This window comes from Paenarthrobacter sp. PH39-S1, assembly GCF_030063245.1.
Taxonomy (GTDB): domain Bacteria; phylum Actinomycetota; class Actinomycetes; order Actinomycetales; family Micrococcaceae; genus Arthrobacter_M.
Genome location: NZ_JASISR010000021.1, coordinates 69,998 through 86,239 on the forward strand (window position 1 = coordinate 69,998; position 16,242 = coordinate 86,239).

Sequence of the window (16,242 nt, forward strand, 5' to 3'; positions counted from 1 at the left end):
CACTGCTGAACGATGCACTAATGACAGATTCACAGCTGGAACAGGCGCTCTCCGAATGTGCCGATGTGGTGACCTGGACCTATTATCCGGCGCACCTCACCATGGAGCAGGCCCAGGCCCGAGTTGTTCGTGCACAGGAGTCCGCCGCCGCCGGCATCAGCGCCCGGTACGTGCTAGAACGCAACGGTACTGCAGTGGGAACGGCAGGTCTCAAAAACAGCGACGACGCTCCCGAAATCTTCTATGCGCTGCTTCCCGCCGGCCGCGGGCAAGGCACCGCGACGGCCGCCGTAAATTCCCTTACCGCCTGGGCGCTCTCCGCCGGTGCGCCGTACGTGGCCTTGTGGACGCAAATCGGCAACCATGCCAGCGAGCGAGTGGCCGAGCGGACCGGTTTCCGCTGCGCGGACGTGCGCAGGGCGGACGCCGGAACCGCCATCCCGGCGGAGGCCGGAAATTTCCCCGGGCCGCGGTTGTGGACCCGGTTCCCCGGTTAGATCCAGCACAGTCCCGACAATTGCCGCGAGGGCTGGTGCCGACGAAACAGTCATGCTGGCTGAGGCCGAGGAAGCGGCACGTGACGAGGCATGGGTCGTCATTTCCGAGACGGCGACCAGGGGACTAATGGGCCGATTGGCTGCAGCCATGGGGCCGCATCTGGAAGAGCTCGGAGATGGACCGCCCTCGGCCCGAATCACAGGCTTCCTGGCCGCTGGCTTTGGAGTTACAGCGCACTCCCACCTGAGCGGCAGGTCGCTTGGCGGGAACTGGCCTTCGACCTGCTCAGGCATCTGGCTGAACACGGGACGGGGCTACTCATAACCATCGACGAGATTCACGCCGTCGATCGGCAAGAACTGACGGAGCTGGCCGCCGTCGTGCAGCACCTGATCCGGGAGGACCTGCCGATCAGCCTGGTTATGGCCGGCATCCCCAAAGCCGTATCTGACCTTCTAAACGAGGATGTTTCTACATTCCTCCGGCGCGCCGATCAGGTCGACCTGCGGGACGTCCCCATTCCTGATGTCCGCGATGCGCTTGCAACGACCTTTAGCGACACAGGGGTGACGACCGTGATGATCAGCTCGATCGTGCTGCCGAAACCACCGGGGGTTATCCGTTTCTCATCCAGCTTGTTGGCTACCACATTTGGCGGCTGAGCAAAAACGGAACTCTCACTGACACGGCGGTCTCCGAAGGCGTAAAGAAGGCCCGACGACGGTTGGGCGCGACCGTCCTGCAGGCTGGACTTCGCCGTCCCGCTTCTGCGGCAGTACCTGCGGGAACATGCAGCTTCGAAGTATCAGCCGAACTTGCCCTGATTTCCGCCCCGCACGGTCCTGGGGTTCGGTCAGCCTTCCGGGACGAACTCCCCGTGTCCGGCATTCCGGAGCGCCGCCCGAAGCTTCTGCGCATTGACGTCCATAACGGCCGGATCCGGAGCGTTGTCCACCCGGCTGAAATCGAAGTCCGCCATCGAGTACGCCGGGAAAATGTGGACGTGCAGGTGCTCCACTTCGAATCCGGCGATGACCAGTCCGGCACGGTCCGCCCCGAAGGCCTGAACCTGTGCCTGGCCGATCGTCTGCGCCACGGCGGTGAGCCGGGCCAACACCGGCGCAGGCGCGTCTGTCCAGCGGTCGATTTCCTGCCGCGGCACCACCAGGGTGTGCCCGTCGGTAAGAGGCCCGATGGTCAGAAACGCCACCAGGTCATCGTCCTTCCAGACAAAGCGTCCAGGAATCTCGCCGGCGATGATCCGGCTGAACAGTGTTGCCATGATGCGTCCTTAGAGGGTCGAAGTGTATGACAAACGGTACTTCAGATCGGCTGCAACCATCCGGTCGAAGGCCTCATCCGGCATGTCGGCGCCCACCGGGTTCGGCCCCGGTGGCGACGGGCAGCCCGGCGTGGCTGGACCAGGCGGACCAGGACCCGGGGAAAAGCGCGGCGCGAATGCCGGCAATTTCCAGCGCCGCGATCTCGTGCGCTGCAGTGACTCCCGAACCGCAGTACACGGCAATGGGAGCCGCTGCCGTCACCCCCAGAGCGGCGAACCGCGCAGCCAATTCTTCGGCCGGGAGGAAACGCCGGTCCGCGGACAGGTTCTGCGACGTCGGCGCGCTCACGGCTCCCGGAATATGGCCGGCCCGCGGGTCCACCGGCTCGGTTTCGCCACGGTACCGCTCGCCGGCGCGGGCATCGAGCAGGATCCCGGTGGCCGCCCACTCCGCGACATCATTAAAACCCCTTGCCCCCATGCCCACCACGGGCATCCGGCCGGAGGACAGGACGACGTCGCCGGCAGCGGGCTGCTCGTCGTCGGTGGCGAGCGGGCATCCGGCAGCGCGCCACGCGCCCAACCCGCCGTTCAACAGCAAGACCCGGTCAAAACCGGCGTCCCGCAGCAGCCACCAGAGCCGCGCCGCCGAGGTGCTGCCGCCGTCGTCGTACGCCACCACGGTGTCGCCGTCACTGATCCCCCAGCGCCGCGCCGACTCCGCGAAAGCGCGCGGTTCGGGGAGCGGATGCCTGCCCTGCTGCGGGCTCCCCGGCCCGGACAGGTCGGCTTCCAGATCCACGTACACCGCCCCCGGGATGTGTCCGCGAAGGTAATCCGCGCGGCCGTCGGGATCGCCCAAGGCCCAGCGAACGTCCAGCAGCACCGTCCGCAGGCCCACATCCATCCTTTCCTGCAGCGCGGATACCTCGATCAGCGTTGTCATCGCCTCTCCTTCGATTCGGTTGTGCTCCGTACGCCGGCGAATGTCCGAAACCCGCTGCGCGGGGGGCGGCTCCGTGACCAGCTGCCTGCGGCCCTGACGGTTCCACGCCGGCCGCGGCCGGCGGAACATGGATCCTCCGGTCGGCCGTCAGAGCCAGTTCTTCCGTTTGAAAATTGCATACAGCCCGACCGACAGCAGCGCCATCAGGACGGCTGCCAGCACCGCACCCCACTGCGTGCCGACGCCGGGATAGGGCACGTTCATGCCGTAAAAACCGGTGATCGCCGTGGGCACGGCAATAATGGCTGCCCAGCTGGTCACCTTTTTCATGATCACGTTCATGTTGTTGCCCTGAATGGTCAGGAACGTCTGCAGCACGTTATTGACCATATCCCGGGCGGATTCAGTCCAGTCCACGGCCCGGAGCACATGGTCGTAGACGTCCTGGAAATAGGGGAGCAGCTCGGCGTTCGGCGGGGCCAGCCCCGGCTGCGGCGCGGATTGGTGCCGGAGCACGGCACTGAGGACCTCACGCATCGGAATCAGCACCCGGCGCAGGCTGGTCAGCTCCTTATGCAAACGGAAACTGCGCAGCTGGACATCCTGCGGCCGGTGGGCAAACAGCAGCGACCCCAGATCATCGGCACAGGCATCCAGCGCCTCGGCGGCCTCCAACTGCCGGTCCACCAGATAGTCCAGCAGACTGTAGACCAGGAATCCCGATCCGCGGTGACAGATGTCCGCGTTCTCCTCCGCCCGACGCAGCACCTCGTCCGCGTCAAAACCACTGCCGCCGGGGACCACCACCACCACGCTGTCGGTGATGAAGGCCGAAACCTCGGTGCTGCGCAGCCGGGGATCCAGCAACGCCCCGGACTCCTCCGGGCCGCCGTCCACTGCCGACTCCGCAGGGCCGACGTCCCCGTTTCGCACCGGGTTCTGCTCCTGGTCCACACCCCCGACCTCCTCCCCCGCCAAACCACCGCTGCCGCCTCCCCTACTGGCGCCGTCGGCCCCGCCTATACCGCCGCCGTCGGCCCTACCAGCACCACCGCCGGTCCGCCCGCCGGCGCGTGCGTTGGGTGCTTCTCCCACAGCCGTGACATAGGCAGTCAGGAAGAAATGATCGCCATACGTTTCCAGCTTGGGCCGCTGCCGCGTCCCCAGCACATCCTCGACCGCCAGCTTATGGAAACCCAGCTGGTCCCGCAGCGCCTCGATGGTTTCCGGATCCGGCGAATCCAGATCGATCCAGACCGTTGCATCCGGGTCCTTTGCCAGCCGGCCCAGCTGGTCCAACGGGACCTTTTCATCGGTGGCACGGCCGTCGCGGTAGACCCTGATTCGCAGCATTGAACCACTCTATCCGCGCCGCCCCAGTACGTTACGCTGGCGTCTATGCACACAGCCAGCAGCGTCTCCGCACGCGCCTGGGCGGACGACGCCCTGCGCCTGATCATGGCCGAAAACAATCGCTCGGCCGACACCCATCTCTACGCCGTCCCACTGCCGGAGGACTGGGGCGTGCGGCTCTACCTCAAGGACGAGTCAACCCATCATTCCGGCAGCCTCAAACACCGGCTGGCCCGCTCCCTTTTCCTGTTCGCCCTGGTGAACGGCTGGATCACGCAGGGCACCACCATCGTAGAGGCCAGCTCCGGTAGCACCGCGGTCTCCGAGGCGTACTTCGCCCGGATGCTGGGACTGCCGTTTATCGCAGTCATGACGCGCACCACCAGCACGGAAAAAATCGCCCTGATCGAGCGGTCCGGCGGCCGGTGCCATTTTGTCGACCGTTCAGATCAGGTGTACGCCGTCGCCGGCCGGCTCGCCGCTGAATGCGGCGGTCACTATATGGACCAGTTCACCTACGCCGAGCGGGCCACCGATTGGCGCGGCAACAACAACATTGCCGAGTCCATCTTCGGCCAGCTGGCCATGGAAGAGTACCCGGTCCCCCGCTGGATCGTCGTCGGCGCCGGCACCGGCGGCACCAGCGCCACCATCGGCCGGTACCTGCGCTACACCCGCCACGCGACAACGCTCGCCGTGGTGGATCCGGAAAATTCCGCGTTCTACCCCGCGTGGAAGACCGGCGACACCGGGCACACCACCGGCATGCCGTCCCGCATCGAGGGCATCGGCCGCTCCCGGATGGAGCCCAGCTTCATTCCCTCGGTGATTGACCACATGATCCAGGTGCCGGATGCGGCGTCGGTTGCGGCCATGCAGCACCTTCGCCGTCTCAGCGGCCTGCACGCCGGGCCCTCCACAGGGACCAATCTGTGGGGTGTCTGGCAGCTCATTGCGCAGATGATCGCTGACGGCGAGCGCGGCAGCGTGGTTTCCCTGATGTGTGACGGCGGCGACAGGTATGCGGGCAGCTATAACGATCCGGCGTGGCTGGCGGAAAAAGGCCTGGAGCCCGGCGCGCACGCCGCGACGATCGAGCGGCTCTTCGCGACCGGTCGCTGGGAAGCCTAACCGGCTTCTTCCGAAGGTGCGCCAAATGAAACCCCGATCGCTCGTATCCCGGAGCCAGTAGGTCTGGTCCGGGTTCCAGCCGGCGGGCACGGTCGCAAGCTCGCCTTAGACTGAAATGGCGAGACCCGCCGTCGACAGGTAGCCTGCAGCCGTGAGGTGCACGGCGTCAAAGTCGTTCTGGTGCTGTGCCCAGTCCGGGATGGCCCAGCAGCCGTCCCGGCCTGTGGTCCGGTACCAGTCGTGCCGACGGGATGCCGTGACTTCCAGAGGGTAGCGCCGATCCAACTCTGCGCATGCTTCAGGGCCGTGGATCTCGTAGATACGCGGGCCAAAGGGAACGATGATCTGTTCGGCTGTCGCGCCTTGCCAGCCAAAGCTATCTTCGACGAGCCACAGGCCAACCGGGCCGCGGCCATCAAGGGCGCGCGTGCTCTGTGTCAGGCTCGACGGCGGCCTCGACCACCACGTTCCACCCACCGTGCATTGGCGTCGGGGCCGCTCCCGTTTCGCGACAGTTTCCTCTTCGACCTGCTCGTCATGCCACTGTCGGCGGCCGCGTCCATGGGCTCTTCTTTATTGCGAAAGCAATAATGTGCCTTCTGCGGATACCCGCACAGCTCGCTCTCCGGTCTCCCGGTCTCGGCCAGACAGGGACGCTTCCCTAAGACTATTGCTTGGGCCATGGAAAAGTTTCAACATCTTCATCTCAGACGGTTGACTTGAACACCTGTTCATGTAACAGTATTGACAGCACAGTGACCCGCATCACGTTGATGCAATGTCACTTAGATTCAAGCAGATTCCCTACTGAAGAAACGGTTAGAGACAATGGCCACAGCCACCCCTAAGCCCCCGACACTGACTACGGGGGAAGCGATCGAGCCTGGAAGGATTGTCGGCCGCACCTGGGCGCCCGAGCAGCTGCACGCCTTGGCTTTAACAGACAGGGAAGCCCAGCGCCATGTCGAACACATGAGCGCACGGCTCGCGCTGGTTGACCGTGCCCATCTGGTTGACGCTAACCGCATCAGGGCGATGGTCGTGGAGAGCATGGGCGGCATCGCGGGAACCTACTACATGGTCGCCGCCCTGCTCTTGGCGGAGCTGGCCATCACCTACCCGCTGCAGCTGACGGACACCCAGTACAATCTGCTGCTCTCTCCCCTGGAGGCCGCGGAACAGGTAGCTGCTGCGGGTACGCGTCTCCCGGTGGCCGCCTGAGAACAGCGAAGCCCGAGGACATGTATAACTTTTAGCGCCGAGCAGCCAGCATGGCGAGCACCTGCCCGACGACAGCGCTCGTGGTACCGCCGGAAAGATCCAGTGCAAGATTCCGCCGGCAGTAGGGACTTAGATCCAGGCCGACCCCCAGCCCGAAGATCTCTGCGCCGTCGCTGGCTTCCTGCCCGGCCACGACATTGAGCAGGTGGTGTTCCAGATACCCTTCATCGTTGGTCAGCGCCGTGGCACCATCCATCGGACTGCCGTGCGCACGCCCAGTCCACGGCCTCGCCGTCGACCCCTTCCCGGAACAGATTCTGCTTCAGCAGCCCGGCAATTGAAGGGCGCGCCCGCCGCCACAGCGCGCCCCAGCCAGTTCCAGGGCGCGGGCGAAGACGTCCACCAAGACGGCTACCGCGCCGCTGTGTTCCTTCATGGACCCGGAGCAGTCAACCAGGAACGTCAGCGTGGCTTCGGTCCGCGCCGCGGTTCTTCCGGTCCTGAACACTCGGCGCTCCCCGGGCGAGGTGACAAGCCGGGCCAGGATACTGCCGTCGATGTGTCCCTCCTCGGCCCCGCTGTCCCAGCCATCCGCGACGCCGGTCGAGAGCAGGGCACCCAGTGCGCGGGCCAACCGGGAAACATTGTGATCCCCTGCCGCCTGATGTCATCATCCAGGCGCTGCCGTTATTCCCGCAGCTGCTCGTGACGCACCAGATCGTTGGCATGGCGCTGCTGGTCGGTAGGCAGGGGTGAATACCCGGTAACCGCCTTCCGCTGCCTCCAGGGAACCGCTGCGCCCGTATCCGGCGGTGGGCATGCCGTCGTCGTCGTGCTCCTGCTCGAAGAGCAGAGCAAAGGCCGCCGGCCGCGCTCCGGAGCGGGCGGGCCGCTCCTCCTGGGCTTCCATCTGCTCGCAGCGGGCGGAGACTACCTCAGCGATGGCGCTGGCAAACGGTTCAAAACCGGGCTGCGAAAACCGCCGGGATCGGAGGGCAGCCGGATGGGACACCGATCCGCGGAGCCAGCTCGAAGCGGGTCGATTCGATCAGGTCCTCGACGTCTGTCGGTTGGGCGGCTGGATCATGGGAACCCAACCTCCGCCGTCGCACTGCTGGTTCGGCTGCTGCTGTGCCGATGGGTGATGTGCTCCCCGACGGTGAGGTTTATGGCCCAGCCGGCGCCCAGCATGAGCGTGGTGGTGAGTTTGCTGGAGCCGAAGACCACGTTCCCGATGCCTTGCGTGAACGCCTGGGTGCCGGCGCCAAGCGCCAGCGCGTAGGCGCGTGTCATCCATGCCCGGTGGCGGGCGATGTTGCCGCGGCGGATCGCAGCGAAGCCGAGGATGATGCTCGCGGCCATACCCGAACCGAATGCGAGCCTGAGCACGTAGAGCAGCGCGCCGGTGCCGGGCTGGCGGGGGTAGAACTGTGTCATCCAGAGTGTGTCGACGTACCGTTGGGGGGTCCCCCGTCGGGCAAAGTAGTCGCTGACCTGGACCTTTGATGTGTCTGCTACAGAGGTGCCCATAGTGGGGGGTGATTCCCGGTCTTGGCCCCATCGCGCGCTCCTTAAACGGTCAGAGCTGGACGCTTTCACCCGGCGCGAGATGTCGGAAGTCGGTGCCGTAGTTGGCCCCGATCCGGGCCACGTGCCCCTCGGAGAAGCTAAGCCCCTGCTCGTTGAGCAGTGCGTCGTGGATCTGGAAAGCCTTCGGCGCCCGCACGGAGATCACGAAGTCAATGACCTCGGCGGTCTTGGACCACGGGGCATGGATGGGAACAAGCAGCGTCTGTACTTGGACGCCGTCGGGCACGGTGAAGGAATCCCCCGGGTGGTAGACAGTCCCATCCACCAGGAAACCGATGTTCGCCACGACGGGAACCTGGGGGTGGATCAGCGCGTGCTGGCTGCCGAAGCTTCTAATCGCGAACTCCGCCGCTGAAAAGGCCGAGCCGGGTTCAACGTCGTTCACTTGGTCCGCCGCCTCGGGCGCAGTCTTCCGGAGGGCTGCGGCGACGCCCGCGGGGGCGTGGACCACCAAGTCCGTGTTGGCAGCCAGCGCCGATGCCACGGCCTCGGAGTCGAAATGATCCGGGTGCTCGTGGGTGACCAGGATTGCGTCGGCACCGGCCAGAGCGGCTTCTGTTTCCGAAAAGATTCCCGGATCAATGACCAGCACATGGCCGTCTTTTTCCAGCCGGACACAGGCATGCCTGTACTTTGTCAGCTTCATGGCATCAGCCTACGTCCGCCCGCAAGCGGGCACCAGGAGACCGGTCGGCGGCACTGATAATCTGGAGCGGTGGGGCGGAAAACCCTGCCAGAAAGCGAGCAGCAGCCATGTCCGAGGAAACAACGTCCCTAGCGGCCGGCTCCGGCGCCCCCGGAAAGGACCAGGCCGGCCCCGGCAGGGAACAGCGCGTGACCAAGCAAAGGCTGGCGGTCAGCTCTGCGCTGGACAGGCTCGATGACTTCGTCAGCACCCAGGAGCTGCATCGGGTGCTGCGGAACGACGGTCTCCCGGTCTCGCTGGCAACGGTCTACCGGATCGTGCAGTCGATGGCGGAAGGCGGACTCGTTGACGCGCTGCGGAATACCGACGGCGAGACAGTGTACCGCCGCTGTTCGGTGGCCTCGCACCATCACCACCTGCTCTGCCGGAACTGCGGCAAGGCCGTGGAAATAGAGGCCCCGGCGGTGGAAAGCTGGGCCGCAAGCACAGCCGAGGCGCACGGCTTCACTGCGGTCCAGCACACGGTGGAAATCTACGGGCTCTGCCCGGAGTGCTCCGCCAACTGACCGTCCGGTTCCGGCAGTTCAGTCCTCGCCCGCCCCGCGGCCACCCAGCCGACGCACTCCGGTGGCCTGCGTCGCGTCGCGGATTTCGCCCACCAACTGCTCGATCACATCCTCCAGGAACAACACTCCCCTGGTCCCGCCGTCGGGCGCAATCACCCGGGCCAGGTGCGAGCCGGTGCGCTGCATCGTGGCCAGGGCGTCCTCAATCTCGTCCTCCATGCCCAGATTGACCAGGGAACGGACCCGGCTTTCCGCGAACGGCAGCTCGTAGCTTTCCTGCGGAATCGAGATGACGTCCTTGACGTGCATGTAACCGGTCAGATTGCCCGTCTCATCCGCGAGCACAAACCGGGAAAACCCGGTCCGGCGCACCGCGCGCTCAAAGTCCACCGGCGTCGCCGTCGTCTGCAGACTGACCAAGTCATCGCGCGGCACCATGATACTGCCCGCCGTCTGCGCGGAAAATTCCAGTGCACCGTTGATCAGCCCGGTCTGGTCGTTTACCAGCCCCCTGCGCGTGGACTCCTGCACGATTGACTGCACTTCCTCCAGCGTGAAACTGGAGGTGACCTCGTCCTTGGGCTCGATCCGGAACAACCGAACAATGTGGTTGGCCATCCAGTTCAAGGAGTGAATCACCGGTTTCACTGCCTTGCCGATGACCACCAGCGGGGGGGCCAGCAGCAGTGCCGCCTTGTCCGCCACGGACACGGAAATGTTCTTCGGGATCATTTCGCCGAAGGTCACATGCAGGAAGGTGACCACCAGCAGCGCCAGCACAAAGGCGGCGGGTGCGGCAACCCCGTCCGGGATTCCCAGCGCATGCAGCGGTCCGGCCACCAGGTGGTGAATCGCCGGTTCGGAGACATTCAGGATCAGCAGCGAACAGACGGTAATGCCCAGCTGTGAACAGGCCAGCATCAAGGAGACATTCTCCATGGCATCCAGCGTGGTTCTGGCGCGGGCGGACCCCGCCTCGGCGCGGGGCTCGATCTGGCTGCGGCGGGCGGACATGATGGCAAATTCGGCGCCGACAAAAAAAGCGTTGCCCAGCAGCAGCACTACCAGCCAGAGGATTCCGGCCCAGTCGTTCATGCCGCACCCCCTCGGCTGTGCAGATCGGCCCTGTGCACATCGGCGTCGCCGACGGTATCCGGCTCGTCGTCGGGAACCGGTGTGGGGATAAAGCGGATCCGGTCAATCCGGCGCCGGTCCATCCGCTCCACTTCCAGCTGCCCTCCGCCAACGTCGACCAGGTCCCCGACCAGCGGGATCCGGCCCAGCTCCGCCATCACGAAGCCGCCCACCGTTTCGTAGCTCGATTCGTCCGGTACACTCAGCCCGGGCACCTGCTCCGACACCTCGTCCGGGCGCATCAGACCCGGGAAGAACCATTCCCCGGCGGCACTCTGCAGCACCCCAGGCTTGGTCCGGTCGTGCTCGTCGGAGACCTCGCCGACAATTTCCTCCACCAGGTCCTCCAGCGTGGTCACCCCGGCGGTGCCGCCGTATTCATCCAGCACAACGGCCAGCTGGAGGTTGCCTTCCCGGAGTTCGGTCAGCAGCGCATCCAGATGAATGGTTTCCGGCACCCGCAGCACATCGGTCATGATGGCTCCGGCCTGCAGTTGCGCCCGTTTCCGGGACGGAACCGCAATGGCCTTTTTGACGTGCACCACTCCGCGTACGTCATCGGGCGAATCACCGATAATGGGGAAGCGGGAATGGCCGGTCCGGCGCGCGGCTTCCACGATGTCCGCCACGGACTGATCCGCCTCGATGCTCACCACCCGGATCCGCGGCGTCATCACGTCAGCTGCCGTCCGGTCCGCGAACTTCAACGTCCGCGCCACGAAGTTAGCCGTCCCGGCGTCAAGAGTGCCCATATCCGCGGATCGGCGCACCAGCGACGCGAGTTCGGCAGGGGAACGGGCGCCGGAGATTTCCTCTTTTGCTTCGAGCCCAAAAAGGTGCAGCACCCGGTTGGAGAAACTGTTGAGCAGCACGATGGCCGGTTTAAAGATGGCGGTGAAGACCAGCTGCGGGCGGGCTACCGCCCGGCCGATCTCAAAGGAGCGTGAAATGGCCATGTTCTTGGGCACCAGTTCGCCGATCAGCATCGACAGCAGGGTGGCCAGAATCATCGCCGCGGTCAGCGCCACGGGCTGCGTCACGTCGGGTGGAAGGCCGACGGCCTTCAGCGGCCCGCTCAGCAGCGCACCGACGGAGGGCTCCATGACAAAGCCGGTCAGCAGTGTGGTCAGCGTAATGCCCAGCTGACAGCTGGAGAGCTGGGTGGAGAGCGATTTCAGACAATGCAGCAGCGGAACCGCCGCGTGGTCCCCCCGGTCGATGGCGCGCTGCACCGTGGACTGGTCCAGCGCCAGCAGGGAAAATTCGACGGCGACAAAGAAGCCAGTGCCAAGAATCAGCACCAGACCTGCCAGTAAAAGCAGCCATTCCATCAGCGCATCCCCCCGGCCCGGAATTCCGACCGTTGGGCGGGTAGCGATCCGGCCCGTGCAGCCCTGCCGGAACCGGCAGGCGGGGGGCGGTCGGCAGCGCCGACGGCGGTGGACGGCGTAGAAGAACGATGGGCACGTGTGCGGGGTCTGCCGCCGTGCGCGGGATTCGAGGAACTGCGGATATTTCCACAATCCGAACCCGGACGCCGGCCCCTAGAGTTGCTGTCCATGAGAGTGACAGTCTACATTATGGGTCCGGCCGGCGGGTCCGACCACTGCTCCGATCGACCGGTCCGGCCGTGCCAATCAGCGGGCAGAACCGCGTCCGTTAGAGGACAGAGCCGGCGCCCAGGGCATGGAAAGTACGGCTGTGATAAACCAGCGGGCTGCCCACCGCGGCGCCGTAGTGGATGTCCAGCACAGAGGCGGCAATCAGCACCGAGTCTCCCGCTGGGGTACGGCTGAGAACGCGGCAGCGGAGCGCCCGTGACGCATCGAGCAGCAGCGGTTCACCCGTTTCCAGCCACTTCCAGTTCATCGTGCCGGTGAAGCGCCCTGAACCGGAGGAACCTGAACTGGAGCGCGCGAAGATCCGGGCAAGGGCAAGATTGTCTGCGGTGAGCAGGTGGACCACGAAGGTCTCCGCCGCCGCGATTTCTGCGGCGGACCCCGTCCGCGAGGACAGTGAGAACGAAAGGACGGGCGGCTCCGCCGAGACGGATGCAACAGAGGACGCCGTCAGACCCACCGGACCGGCAACGCCGCGGGCGGTAACTATTGCCACGCCGGCCGGATGGTTACCGAAAGCAGCCTTAAAATTGGCGGCAACCAAAGGACCTGCAAGGATCCCGGGCTGGGCGGTCATCGGAGCTTCCTTTCACTGCAGCCTTCGGCTCTATCACCCGGGCCCTGTCACTACGCTAGAACCCGGACCAGGGTGAAGGTCAAGTCAGCCGGCCCGCATGTTGCGTCTTGTGTCATCGCCGGGCGAAGCGAGCAGCAGCCATCCCGGTAGCCGGGGCGCCCGCAGGAGCGACCCGACCATCGGTACGTCGATCAGATGGCTGGGCTGGTTCAGCGAGACGAAGACGGTGGGGACCTCGGTGACATACCAGAGGATCTCCGCGGCCATCGGGGTCGACCATTTGATCCGGATGGCCGACCCCTGCGCAAAACCTTTCACATTTGCGAAGACAAAGGCCGCGTCGTATTTCTGCATAATCCCCCGTCCCCTCTTCGGAGATGATCGACACGAAGTTCACGCCCGTCTCGCCGTCGGCCTCCCGCTGCGCCGCCGCCCTAAACACATGCACCTCAAAGCCGGCACTCTCCAGCTCCTCCTTGACCAGATCCAGATAGGCCAGCGGATCGGAACGGGTGAAGTCGGAGCCCCCGGAGATGCCGTAGAGCCGGATGCGCCTGTGCGTCGCCGGGGTGATCGGCAGGTTGTTGGCCGTGTCCTTGACCAGGGTCACGGTCTTGTCCGCAATGGCTGCCGCTACGGCCCGGTGCTTCGCGCTGCCCACCAGGGCCAGCGCCTCGGGCGAGGCAACGAGTTCGTCCCGCGACGTCCGATGCAGGTCCAGCGACGCTTTCAATCCGAGGTTGCGCTTGAGCGCGTCGTGGAGCCGCTTCTCCGTAATCACCCCGGATTTGTACCCGTCCAGCATGTACTGGAAATCCTCAGCTCCGGCGCCAGTGTGGCGGGCATGATCTGCTGGTTGGGGATGCCCGGACGGTACCGGCGGGATAGCTCCGGTGCGCCGATGTGGGCGATCATGATCGACTGCAGCCGTGCCCGATCATCTCCCGGTACACGTGCCCGTAGGTCGTGTTCCATTCCTCTTAGTCAAGGGTGTTGTAGGACGTGACGACGTGCTGGTCCCGCTCGTCCATGCCGTCGCCGGGGAAATGCTTAATGGCGCAGGCCATGTTGGCCTCGCTGATGCCGTCAAAGTATTCTTTGGCCCGTTCGACGACGATCTCCGGGGTGTTGCCGAACGACCGGGTGGAGATGACGGTATTGCGCCAGTTGTAGTGGATGTCCACGATCGGCGCAAACGCCCAGTTGCAGCCGATCGCCGTGCATTCCACTCCCGCCACCTTGCCCATGTCCCGGGCGATGCTCTTGTCCGGGTGGGACCCGGCCTGCAGATGCGTACAGACAAAAGTGCCGTCATCGCAGCTGCCGAACCCACCCATTTCGGGGTTGGAGGCTACCAGCAGCGGCACTTTGGTCGTGGACTGGGCGTAGCGGATGTGCTCCTGCACGTCCGCGGCGGGGCCGGGACGGTAGCGCATACCGCCCACATGGTAGTTCTCCAGCACCCCGTCCAGATATTCCGGCGTGAACTCATTGTTGTGGTTGATGAACAGCTGGCCGATTTTCTCTTCCAGGCTCATCGACGCGATCGTGCCATCAACCCAGGCGATGGACGCGGCATCGAGATTGTAAGGCGCCGCCGCCAGATCCACGGCGAACCCTTTGCGCTGCAGCGCGCGCACTTCCTACAGCCGTGCTACGGCCTGCGCCACGACCTGGTCCACCGGGAGGTTGATGTCGGCCACGAAGCCTGCTTCGTCCCGGGCCAGTGGTTCGAGGGTGCCGAGTTGTGAATCGAGCAGGGTGGTAGGCATGAAGTGTCCGCTGCGGCCTTCCAACCGGGAGCCGAGGACCTCGCGGCTGCCGTGCAGGTGCAGGAACAGCGTTTCCGGCGCCTGCGCCCGGATCGCGTCCCGCTAGGAGCGCTTGAGCGCCGAACAGGCCAGCACCAGGCCAGGGCCGTCCGAGTCCGCCAGAGCGGTGCCGACGACGGCGAGCCAAGGCCAGCGGTCAGTGTCCGTCAGCGGGGTGCCGGCAGCCATCTTCGCGATATTACTGACCGGATGCAGGGAATCGCCGTCCACGAACGGGACGTTCAGCGCATCGGCGACAAGCGCTCCGATCGTGGTCTTCCCACAGCCGGAGACTCCCATCACCACAATCCGCGGCCCGGTGGCGGTGTCGGCACCCGTCTCGTTCCCCGTCCTGGCGCCGTTGTCCGCCGCGGCGGAATGAGAGGCGTTCACCAGTCATGCACCGTGCCGTCGGCCAGCCGGTTGTAGGGCAGGTATGCCTGCTGATACGGGAAGGAAGCCGCCGCTTCCTCATTCAGTTCGACCCCGAGTCCGGGCTTCTCCCCCGGATGCAGGTACCCGTCGGCGAAGGTCATGGACTGTTCAAAGACCGTGTTGGTCTTCTCGCTGGGCTCCATGTATTCCTGAATACCGAAGTTGTGGATCGCCAGGCCCAGGTGCGTCTGCGCGGCCAGACCGACCGGGGAGACATCGGTGGGGCCGTGGAAACCGGACTTGATCTGATATTGCGCGGCGTAGTCCATGACCTTCTTCAGCGGGGAAATCCCACCGAAGTGCGTGGACGCGGCCCGGACATAATCGATCAGCTGTTCGCGGATCAGGGTCTGGAAATCGAAGACCGTGTTGAAAACCTCGCCGACAGCCAGCGGGGTGGTGGTGTGCTGGCGCACCAGCCGGAACGCGTCCTGGTTCTCCGCCGGGGTGCAGTCCTCCAGCCAGAACAGATCGTAGGGCTCCAGCGCCTTGCCCAGTGTGGCGGCCTGGATGGGGGTCATCCGGTGGTGCCCGTCGTGGAGCAGGGGCAGTTCCGGGCCGAATTCGTTGCGCACGGCCTCGAAGACGGTCGGCACGTGGCGCAGTAGGCGCGGGTGTCCCAGTCCTCCTCGGCGGGCTGCGGGCCGCGGCCGGCCGGCTCATAGTCGTAGCGCTCACCGGTGGCCTGCGCCTGGGCCGCAACACCCGTAAAGGGCCTTGATGCCCGGGATGGAGGTCTGCACCCGGATGGATTTGTACCCCTCCTCCAAGTGATGGCGGATCGAGTCGAACAGCTCCGGCAGATCCCGACCCGAGGCATGCCCGTAGGTGCGCAGGGCCGTCCGGGAAGCGCCGCCGAGCAGCTGGTAGACGGGCATGCCGGCCACCTTGCCCTTGATGTCCCACAGCGCCATGTCAACGGCCGCGATGGCCGCCATCGTCACCGGCCCCCGCCGCCAGTAGGCGCTGCGGTACAGGAACTGCCACGTGTCCTCGATGCGGTGCGGGTCGCGCCCGATCAGCAGCGGCACCACATGCTCAGTCAGATACGCGACGACGGCGAGCTCTCGGCCGTTCAGCGTCGCATCCCCCAAACCGGTGAATCCCTCATCCGTAGTGATCTTCAAAGCGACAAAGTTCCGGGACGGACTGGTGACGATCACGTCGGCAGCGGTGATTTTCATGGAGGTTCCTTTCAACTGAGCGAGCGGGGTAAATAATTGCAGTGGGGCTAGTGTCCTGCGTCGTAAATTCGTTGAATAAGTGTTAAAATTGGTGTATGGCACGCACTGGACGCCCGAAGGCTGAACTGATCCTCACCGAGGAAGAACGCGATCAGCTGTCGCGATGGACCCGCAGGCGCAAGTCCTCCCAGGCCCTGGCGCTGCGTTCGCGGATCGTACTGGCTTGCGCGGAGGGGATGGCAAACAAGG

Annotated in this window: 21 protein-coding genes and 1 pseudogene; 5 read left to right on the forward strand and 17 right to left on the reverse strand. The window is 65.2% G+C overall.

Annotated features, from left to right (window positions below; genetic code table 11):
* Nucleotides 1–20: 20 nt before the first annotated feature.
* On the forward strand, nucleotides 21–497 hold the full coding sequence (locus QMG52_RS14300) for a GNAT family N-acetyltransferase (RefSeq protein WP_283561061.1): 477 nt from the start codon (nucleotides 21–23) through the stop codon (nucleotides 495–497).
* A 381-nt stretch (nucleotides 498–878) separates the two neighbouring features.
* A complete protein-coding gene (locus QMG52_RS14305) occupies nucleotides 879–1,160 on the forward strand; it encodes a hypothetical protein (protein WP_283561062.1) in 282 nt (93 codons plus the stop codon).
* Nucleotides 1,161–1,351: 191 nt separating this feature from the next.
* Here QMG52_RS14305 and QMG52_RS14310 read toward each other — a convergent pair whose 3' ends face one another.
* The 3 genes from QMG52_RS14310 to QMG52_RS14320 all read right to left on the reverse strand — a co-directional run bounded on the left by QMG52_RS14310 (nucleotide 1,352) and on the right by QMG52_RS14320 (nucleotide 4,079).
* Complete coding sequence (locus QMG52_RS14310; protein WP_283561063.1) at nucleotides 1,352–1,780, reverse strand: HIT family protein; 429 nt, start codon at nucleotides 1,778–1,780, stop codon at nucleotides 1,352–1,354.
* A gap of 73 nt (nucleotides 1,781–1,853) precedes the next feature.
* Complete coding sequence (locus QMG52_RS14315; RefSeq protein ID WP_283561064.1) at nucleotides 1,854–2,726, reverse strand: sulfurtransferase; 873 nt, start codon at nucleotides 2,724–2,726, stop codon at nucleotides 1,854–1,856.
* A gap of 147 nt (nucleotides 2,727–2,873) precedes the next feature.
* Nucleotides 2,874–4,079 (reverse strand): magnesium transporter CorA family protein, encoded by a 1,206-nt coding sequence (locus tag QMG52_RS14320; protein ID WP_283561065.1) that lies wholly within the window; start codon nucleotides 4,077–4,079, stop codon nucleotides 2,874–2,876.
* Nucleotides 4,080–4,124: 45 nt separating this feature from the next.
* On the opposite strand from QMG52_RS14320, the gene cds1 reads away from it, so the two are divergent.
* Nucleotides 4,125–5,210 carry an L-cysteine desulfhydrase Cds1 gene (gene cds1 / locus QMG52_RS14325; RefSeq protein WP_283561066.1) on the forward strand — a complete coding sequence of 362 codons (1,086 nt, stop codon included), beginning with the start codon at nucleotides 4,125–4,127 and terminating at the stop codon, nucleotides 5,208–5,210.
* Between the two features lie 105 nt (nucleotides 5,211–5,315).
* Here cds1 and QMG52_RS14330 read toward each other — a convergent pair whose 3' ends face one another.
* A complete protein-coding gene (locus QMG52_RS14330) occupies nucleotides 5,316–5,687 on the reverse strand; it encodes a hypothetical protein (RefSeq protein WP_283561067.1) in 372 nt (123 codons plus the stop codon).
* 351 nt (nucleotides 5,688–6,038) lie between these two features.
* Between QMG52_RS14330 and QMG52_RS14335 the strand changes: the two genes are divergently transcribed.
* Nucleotides 6,039–6,431, forward strand: coding sequence for a hypothetical protein (locus QMG52_RS14335; RefSeq protein ID WP_283561068.1), 393 nt, complete (start codon nucleotides 6,039–6,041; stop codon nucleotides 6,429–6,431).
* 31 nt (nucleotides 6,432–6,462) lie between these two features.
* Here the strand turns inward: QMG52_RS14335 and QMG52_RS14340 are convergent, their stop codons facing one another.
* The 5 genes from QMG52_RS14340 to QMG52_RS14360 form a co-directional block, all read right to left on the reverse strand.
* Nucleotides 6,463–6,687, reverse strand: a complete 225-nt coding sequence (locus tag QMG52_RS14340; RefSeq protein ID WP_283561069.1) for a hypothetical protein — start codon at nucleotides 6,685–6,687, stop codon at nucleotides 6,463–6,465.
* A 66-nt stretch (nucleotides 6,688–6,753) separates the two neighbouring features.
* On the reverse strand, nucleotides 6,754–7,065 hold the full coding sequence (locus QMG52_RS14345) for a hypothetical protein (RefSeq protein WP_283561070.1): 312 nt from the start codon (nucleotides 7,063–7,065) through the stop codon (nucleotides 6,754–6,756).
* A gap of 36 nt (nucleotides 7,066–7,101) precedes the next feature.
* Nucleotides 7,102–7,443: a hypothetical protein gene (locus QMG52_RS14350; protein ID WP_283561071.1), complete on the reverse strand. Its 342-nt coding sequence runs from the start codon at nucleotides 7,441–7,443 to the stop codon at nucleotides 7,102–7,104.
* A gap of 71 nt (nucleotides 7,444–7,514) precedes the next feature.
* A complete protein-coding gene (locus QMG52_RS14355) occupies nucleotides 7,515–7,961 on the reverse strand; it encodes a DUF2306 domain-containing protein (protein WP_283561072.1) in 447 nt (148 codons plus the stop codon).
* Between the two features lie 49 nt (nucleotides 7,962–8,010).
* Complete coding sequence (locus tag QMG52_RS14360; RefSeq protein ID WP_283561073.1) at nucleotides 8,011–8,667, reverse strand: MBL fold metallo-hydrolase; 657 nt, start codon at nucleotides 8,665–8,667, stop codon at nucleotides 8,011–8,013.
* Nucleotides 8,668–8,774: 107 nt separating this feature from the next.
* Between QMG52_RS14360 and QMG52_RS14365 the strand changes: the two genes are divergently transcribed.
* Complete coding sequence (locus tag QMG52_RS14365) at nucleotides 8,775–9,233, forward strand: Fur family transcriptional regulator (RefSeq protein WP_283561074.1); 459 nt, start codon at nucleotides 8,775–8,777, stop codon at nucleotides 9,231–9,233.
* An 18-nt stretch (nucleotides 9,234–9,251) separates the two neighbouring features.
* Here QMG52_RS14365 and QMG52_RS14370 read toward each other — a convergent pair whose 3' ends face one another.
* From QMG52_RS14370 to manD, 8 genes and pseudogenes are all read right to left on the reverse strand, one after another.
* A complete protein-coding gene (locus QMG52_RS14370) occupies nucleotides 9,252–10,328 on the reverse strand; it encodes a hemolysin family protein (RefSeq protein WP_283561075.1) in 1,077 nt (358 codons plus the stop codon).
* Nucleotides 10,325–11,698, reverse strand: a complete 1,374-nt coding sequence (locus QMG52_RS14375) for a hemolysin family protein (RefSeq protein WP_283561076.1) — start codon at nucleotides 11,696–11,698, stop codon at nucleotides 10,325–10,327. The genes QMG52_RS14370 and QMG52_RS14375 overlap by 4 nt, the downstream gene beginning before the upstream one ends.
* Before the next feature lie 328 nt (nucleotides 11,699–12,026).
* Entirely contained in the window at nucleotides 12,027–12,563 is a 537-nt protein-coding gene (locus tag QMG52_RS14380; RefSeq protein ID WP_283561077.1) for a flavin reductase family protein, read from the reverse strand.
* 112 nt (nucleotides 12,564–12,675) lie between these two features.
* Nucleotides 12,676–13,368 (reverse strand): hypothetical protein, encoded by a 693-nt coding sequence (locus tag QMG52_RS14385; RefSeq protein ID WP_283561078.1) that lies wholly within the window; start codon nucleotides 13,366–13,368, stop codon nucleotides 12,676–12,678.
* A gap of 175 nt (nucleotides 13,369–13,543) precedes the next feature.
* Nucleotides 13,544–14,203: a glycoside hydrolase family 3 N-terminal domain-containing protein gene (locus tag QMG52_RS14390; protein WP_283561079.1), complete on the reverse strand. Its 660-nt coding sequence runs from the start codon at nucleotides 14,201–14,203 to the stop codon at nucleotides 13,544–13,546.
* 3 nt (nucleotides 14,204–14,206) lie between these two features.
* Nucleotides 14,207–14,335 (reverse strand): hypothetical protein, encoded by a 129-nt coding sequence (locus QMG52_RS21960; RefSeq protein WP_349361728.1) that lies wholly within the window; start codon nucleotides 14,333–14,335, stop codon nucleotides 14,207–14,209.
* A 102-nt stretch (nucleotides 14,336–14,437) separates the two neighbouring features.
* On the reverse strand, nucleotides 14,438–14,767 hold the full coding sequence (locus QMG52_RS21965) for a gluconokinase (protein WP_349361729.1): 330 nt from the start codon (nucleotides 14,765–14,767) through the stop codon (nucleotides 14,438–14,440).
* Nucleotides 14,764–15,993, reverse strand: a pseudogene (gene manD, locus QMG52_RS14400) (D-mannonate dehydratase ManD). The gene QMG52_RS21965 and the pseudogene manD overlap by 4 nt, the downstream one beginning before the upstream one ends.
* Between the last annotated feature and the right edge of the window lie 249 nt (nucleotides 15,994–16,242).

What these genes read in the sequence shown, in the direction of transcription:
- QMG52_RS14300 (WP_283561061.1), top strand. Translation starts at nt 21, where the DNA reads ATGACAGATTCACAGCTGGAACAGGCGCTCTCCGAATGTGCCGATGTG.
- QMG52_RS14310 (WP_283561063.1), bottom strand. Translation starts at nt 1,780, where the DNA reads ATGGCAACACTGTTCAGCCGGATCATCGCCGGCGAGATTCCTGGACGC.
- QMG52_RS14315 (WP_283561064.1), bottom strand. Translation starts at nt 2,726, where the DNA reads ATGACAACGCTGATCGAGGTATCCGCGCTGCAGGAAAGGATGGATGTG.
- QMG52_RS14320 (WP_283561065.1), bottom strand. Translation starts at nt 4,079, where the DNA reads ATGCTGCGAATCAGGGTCTACCGCGACGGCCGTGCCACCGATGAAAAG.
- cds1 (WP_283561066.1), top strand. Translation starts at nt 4,125, where the DNA reads ATGCACACAGCCAGCAGCGTCTCCGCACGCGCCTGGGCGGACGACGCC.
- QMG52_RS14335 (WP_283561068.1), top strand. Translation starts at nt 6,039, where the DNA reads ATGGCCACAGCCACCCCTAAGCCCCCGACACTGACTACGGGGGAAGCG.
- QMG52_RS14340 (WP_283561069.1), bottom strand. Translation starts at nt 6,687, where the DNA reads ATGGATGGTGCCACGGCGCTGACCAACGATGAAGGGTATCTGGAACAC.
- QMG52_RS14355 (WP_283561072.1), bottom strand. Translation starts at nt 7,961, where the DNA reads ATGGGCACCTCTGTAGCAGACACATCAAAGGTCCAGGTCAGCGACTAC.
- QMG52_RS14360 (WP_283561073.1), bottom strand. Translation starts at nt 8,667, where the DNA reads ATGAAGCTGACAAAGTACAGGCATGCCTGTGTCCGGCTGGAAAAAGAC.
- QMG52_RS14365 (WP_283561074.1), top strand. Translation starts at nt 8,775, where the DNA reads ATGTCCGAGGAAACAACGTCCCTAGCGGCCGGCTCCGGCGCCCCCGGA.
- QMG52_RS14370 (WP_283561075.1), bottom strand. Translation starts at nt 10,328, where the DNA reads ATGAACGACTGGGCCGGAATCCTCTGGCTGGTAGTGCTGCTGCTGGGC.
- QMG52_RS14375 (WP_283561076.1), bottom strand. Translation starts at nt 11,698, where the DNA reads ATGGAATGGCTGCTTTTACTGGCAGGTCTGGTGCTGATTCTTGGCACT.
- QMG52_RS14380 (WP_283561077.1), bottom strand. Translation starts at nt 12,563, where the DNA reads ATGACCGCCCAGCCCGGGATCCTTGCAGGTCCTTTGGTTGCCGCCAAT.
- QMG52_RS14385 (WP_283561078.1), bottom strand. Translation starts at nt 13,368, where the DNA reads ATGCTGGACGGGTACAAATCCGGGGTGATTACGGAGAAGCGGCTCCAC.
- QMG52_RS21960 (WP_349361728.1), bottom strand. Translation starts at nt 14,335, where the DNA reads ATGCCTACCACCCTGCTCGATTCACAACTCGGCACCCTCGAACCACTG.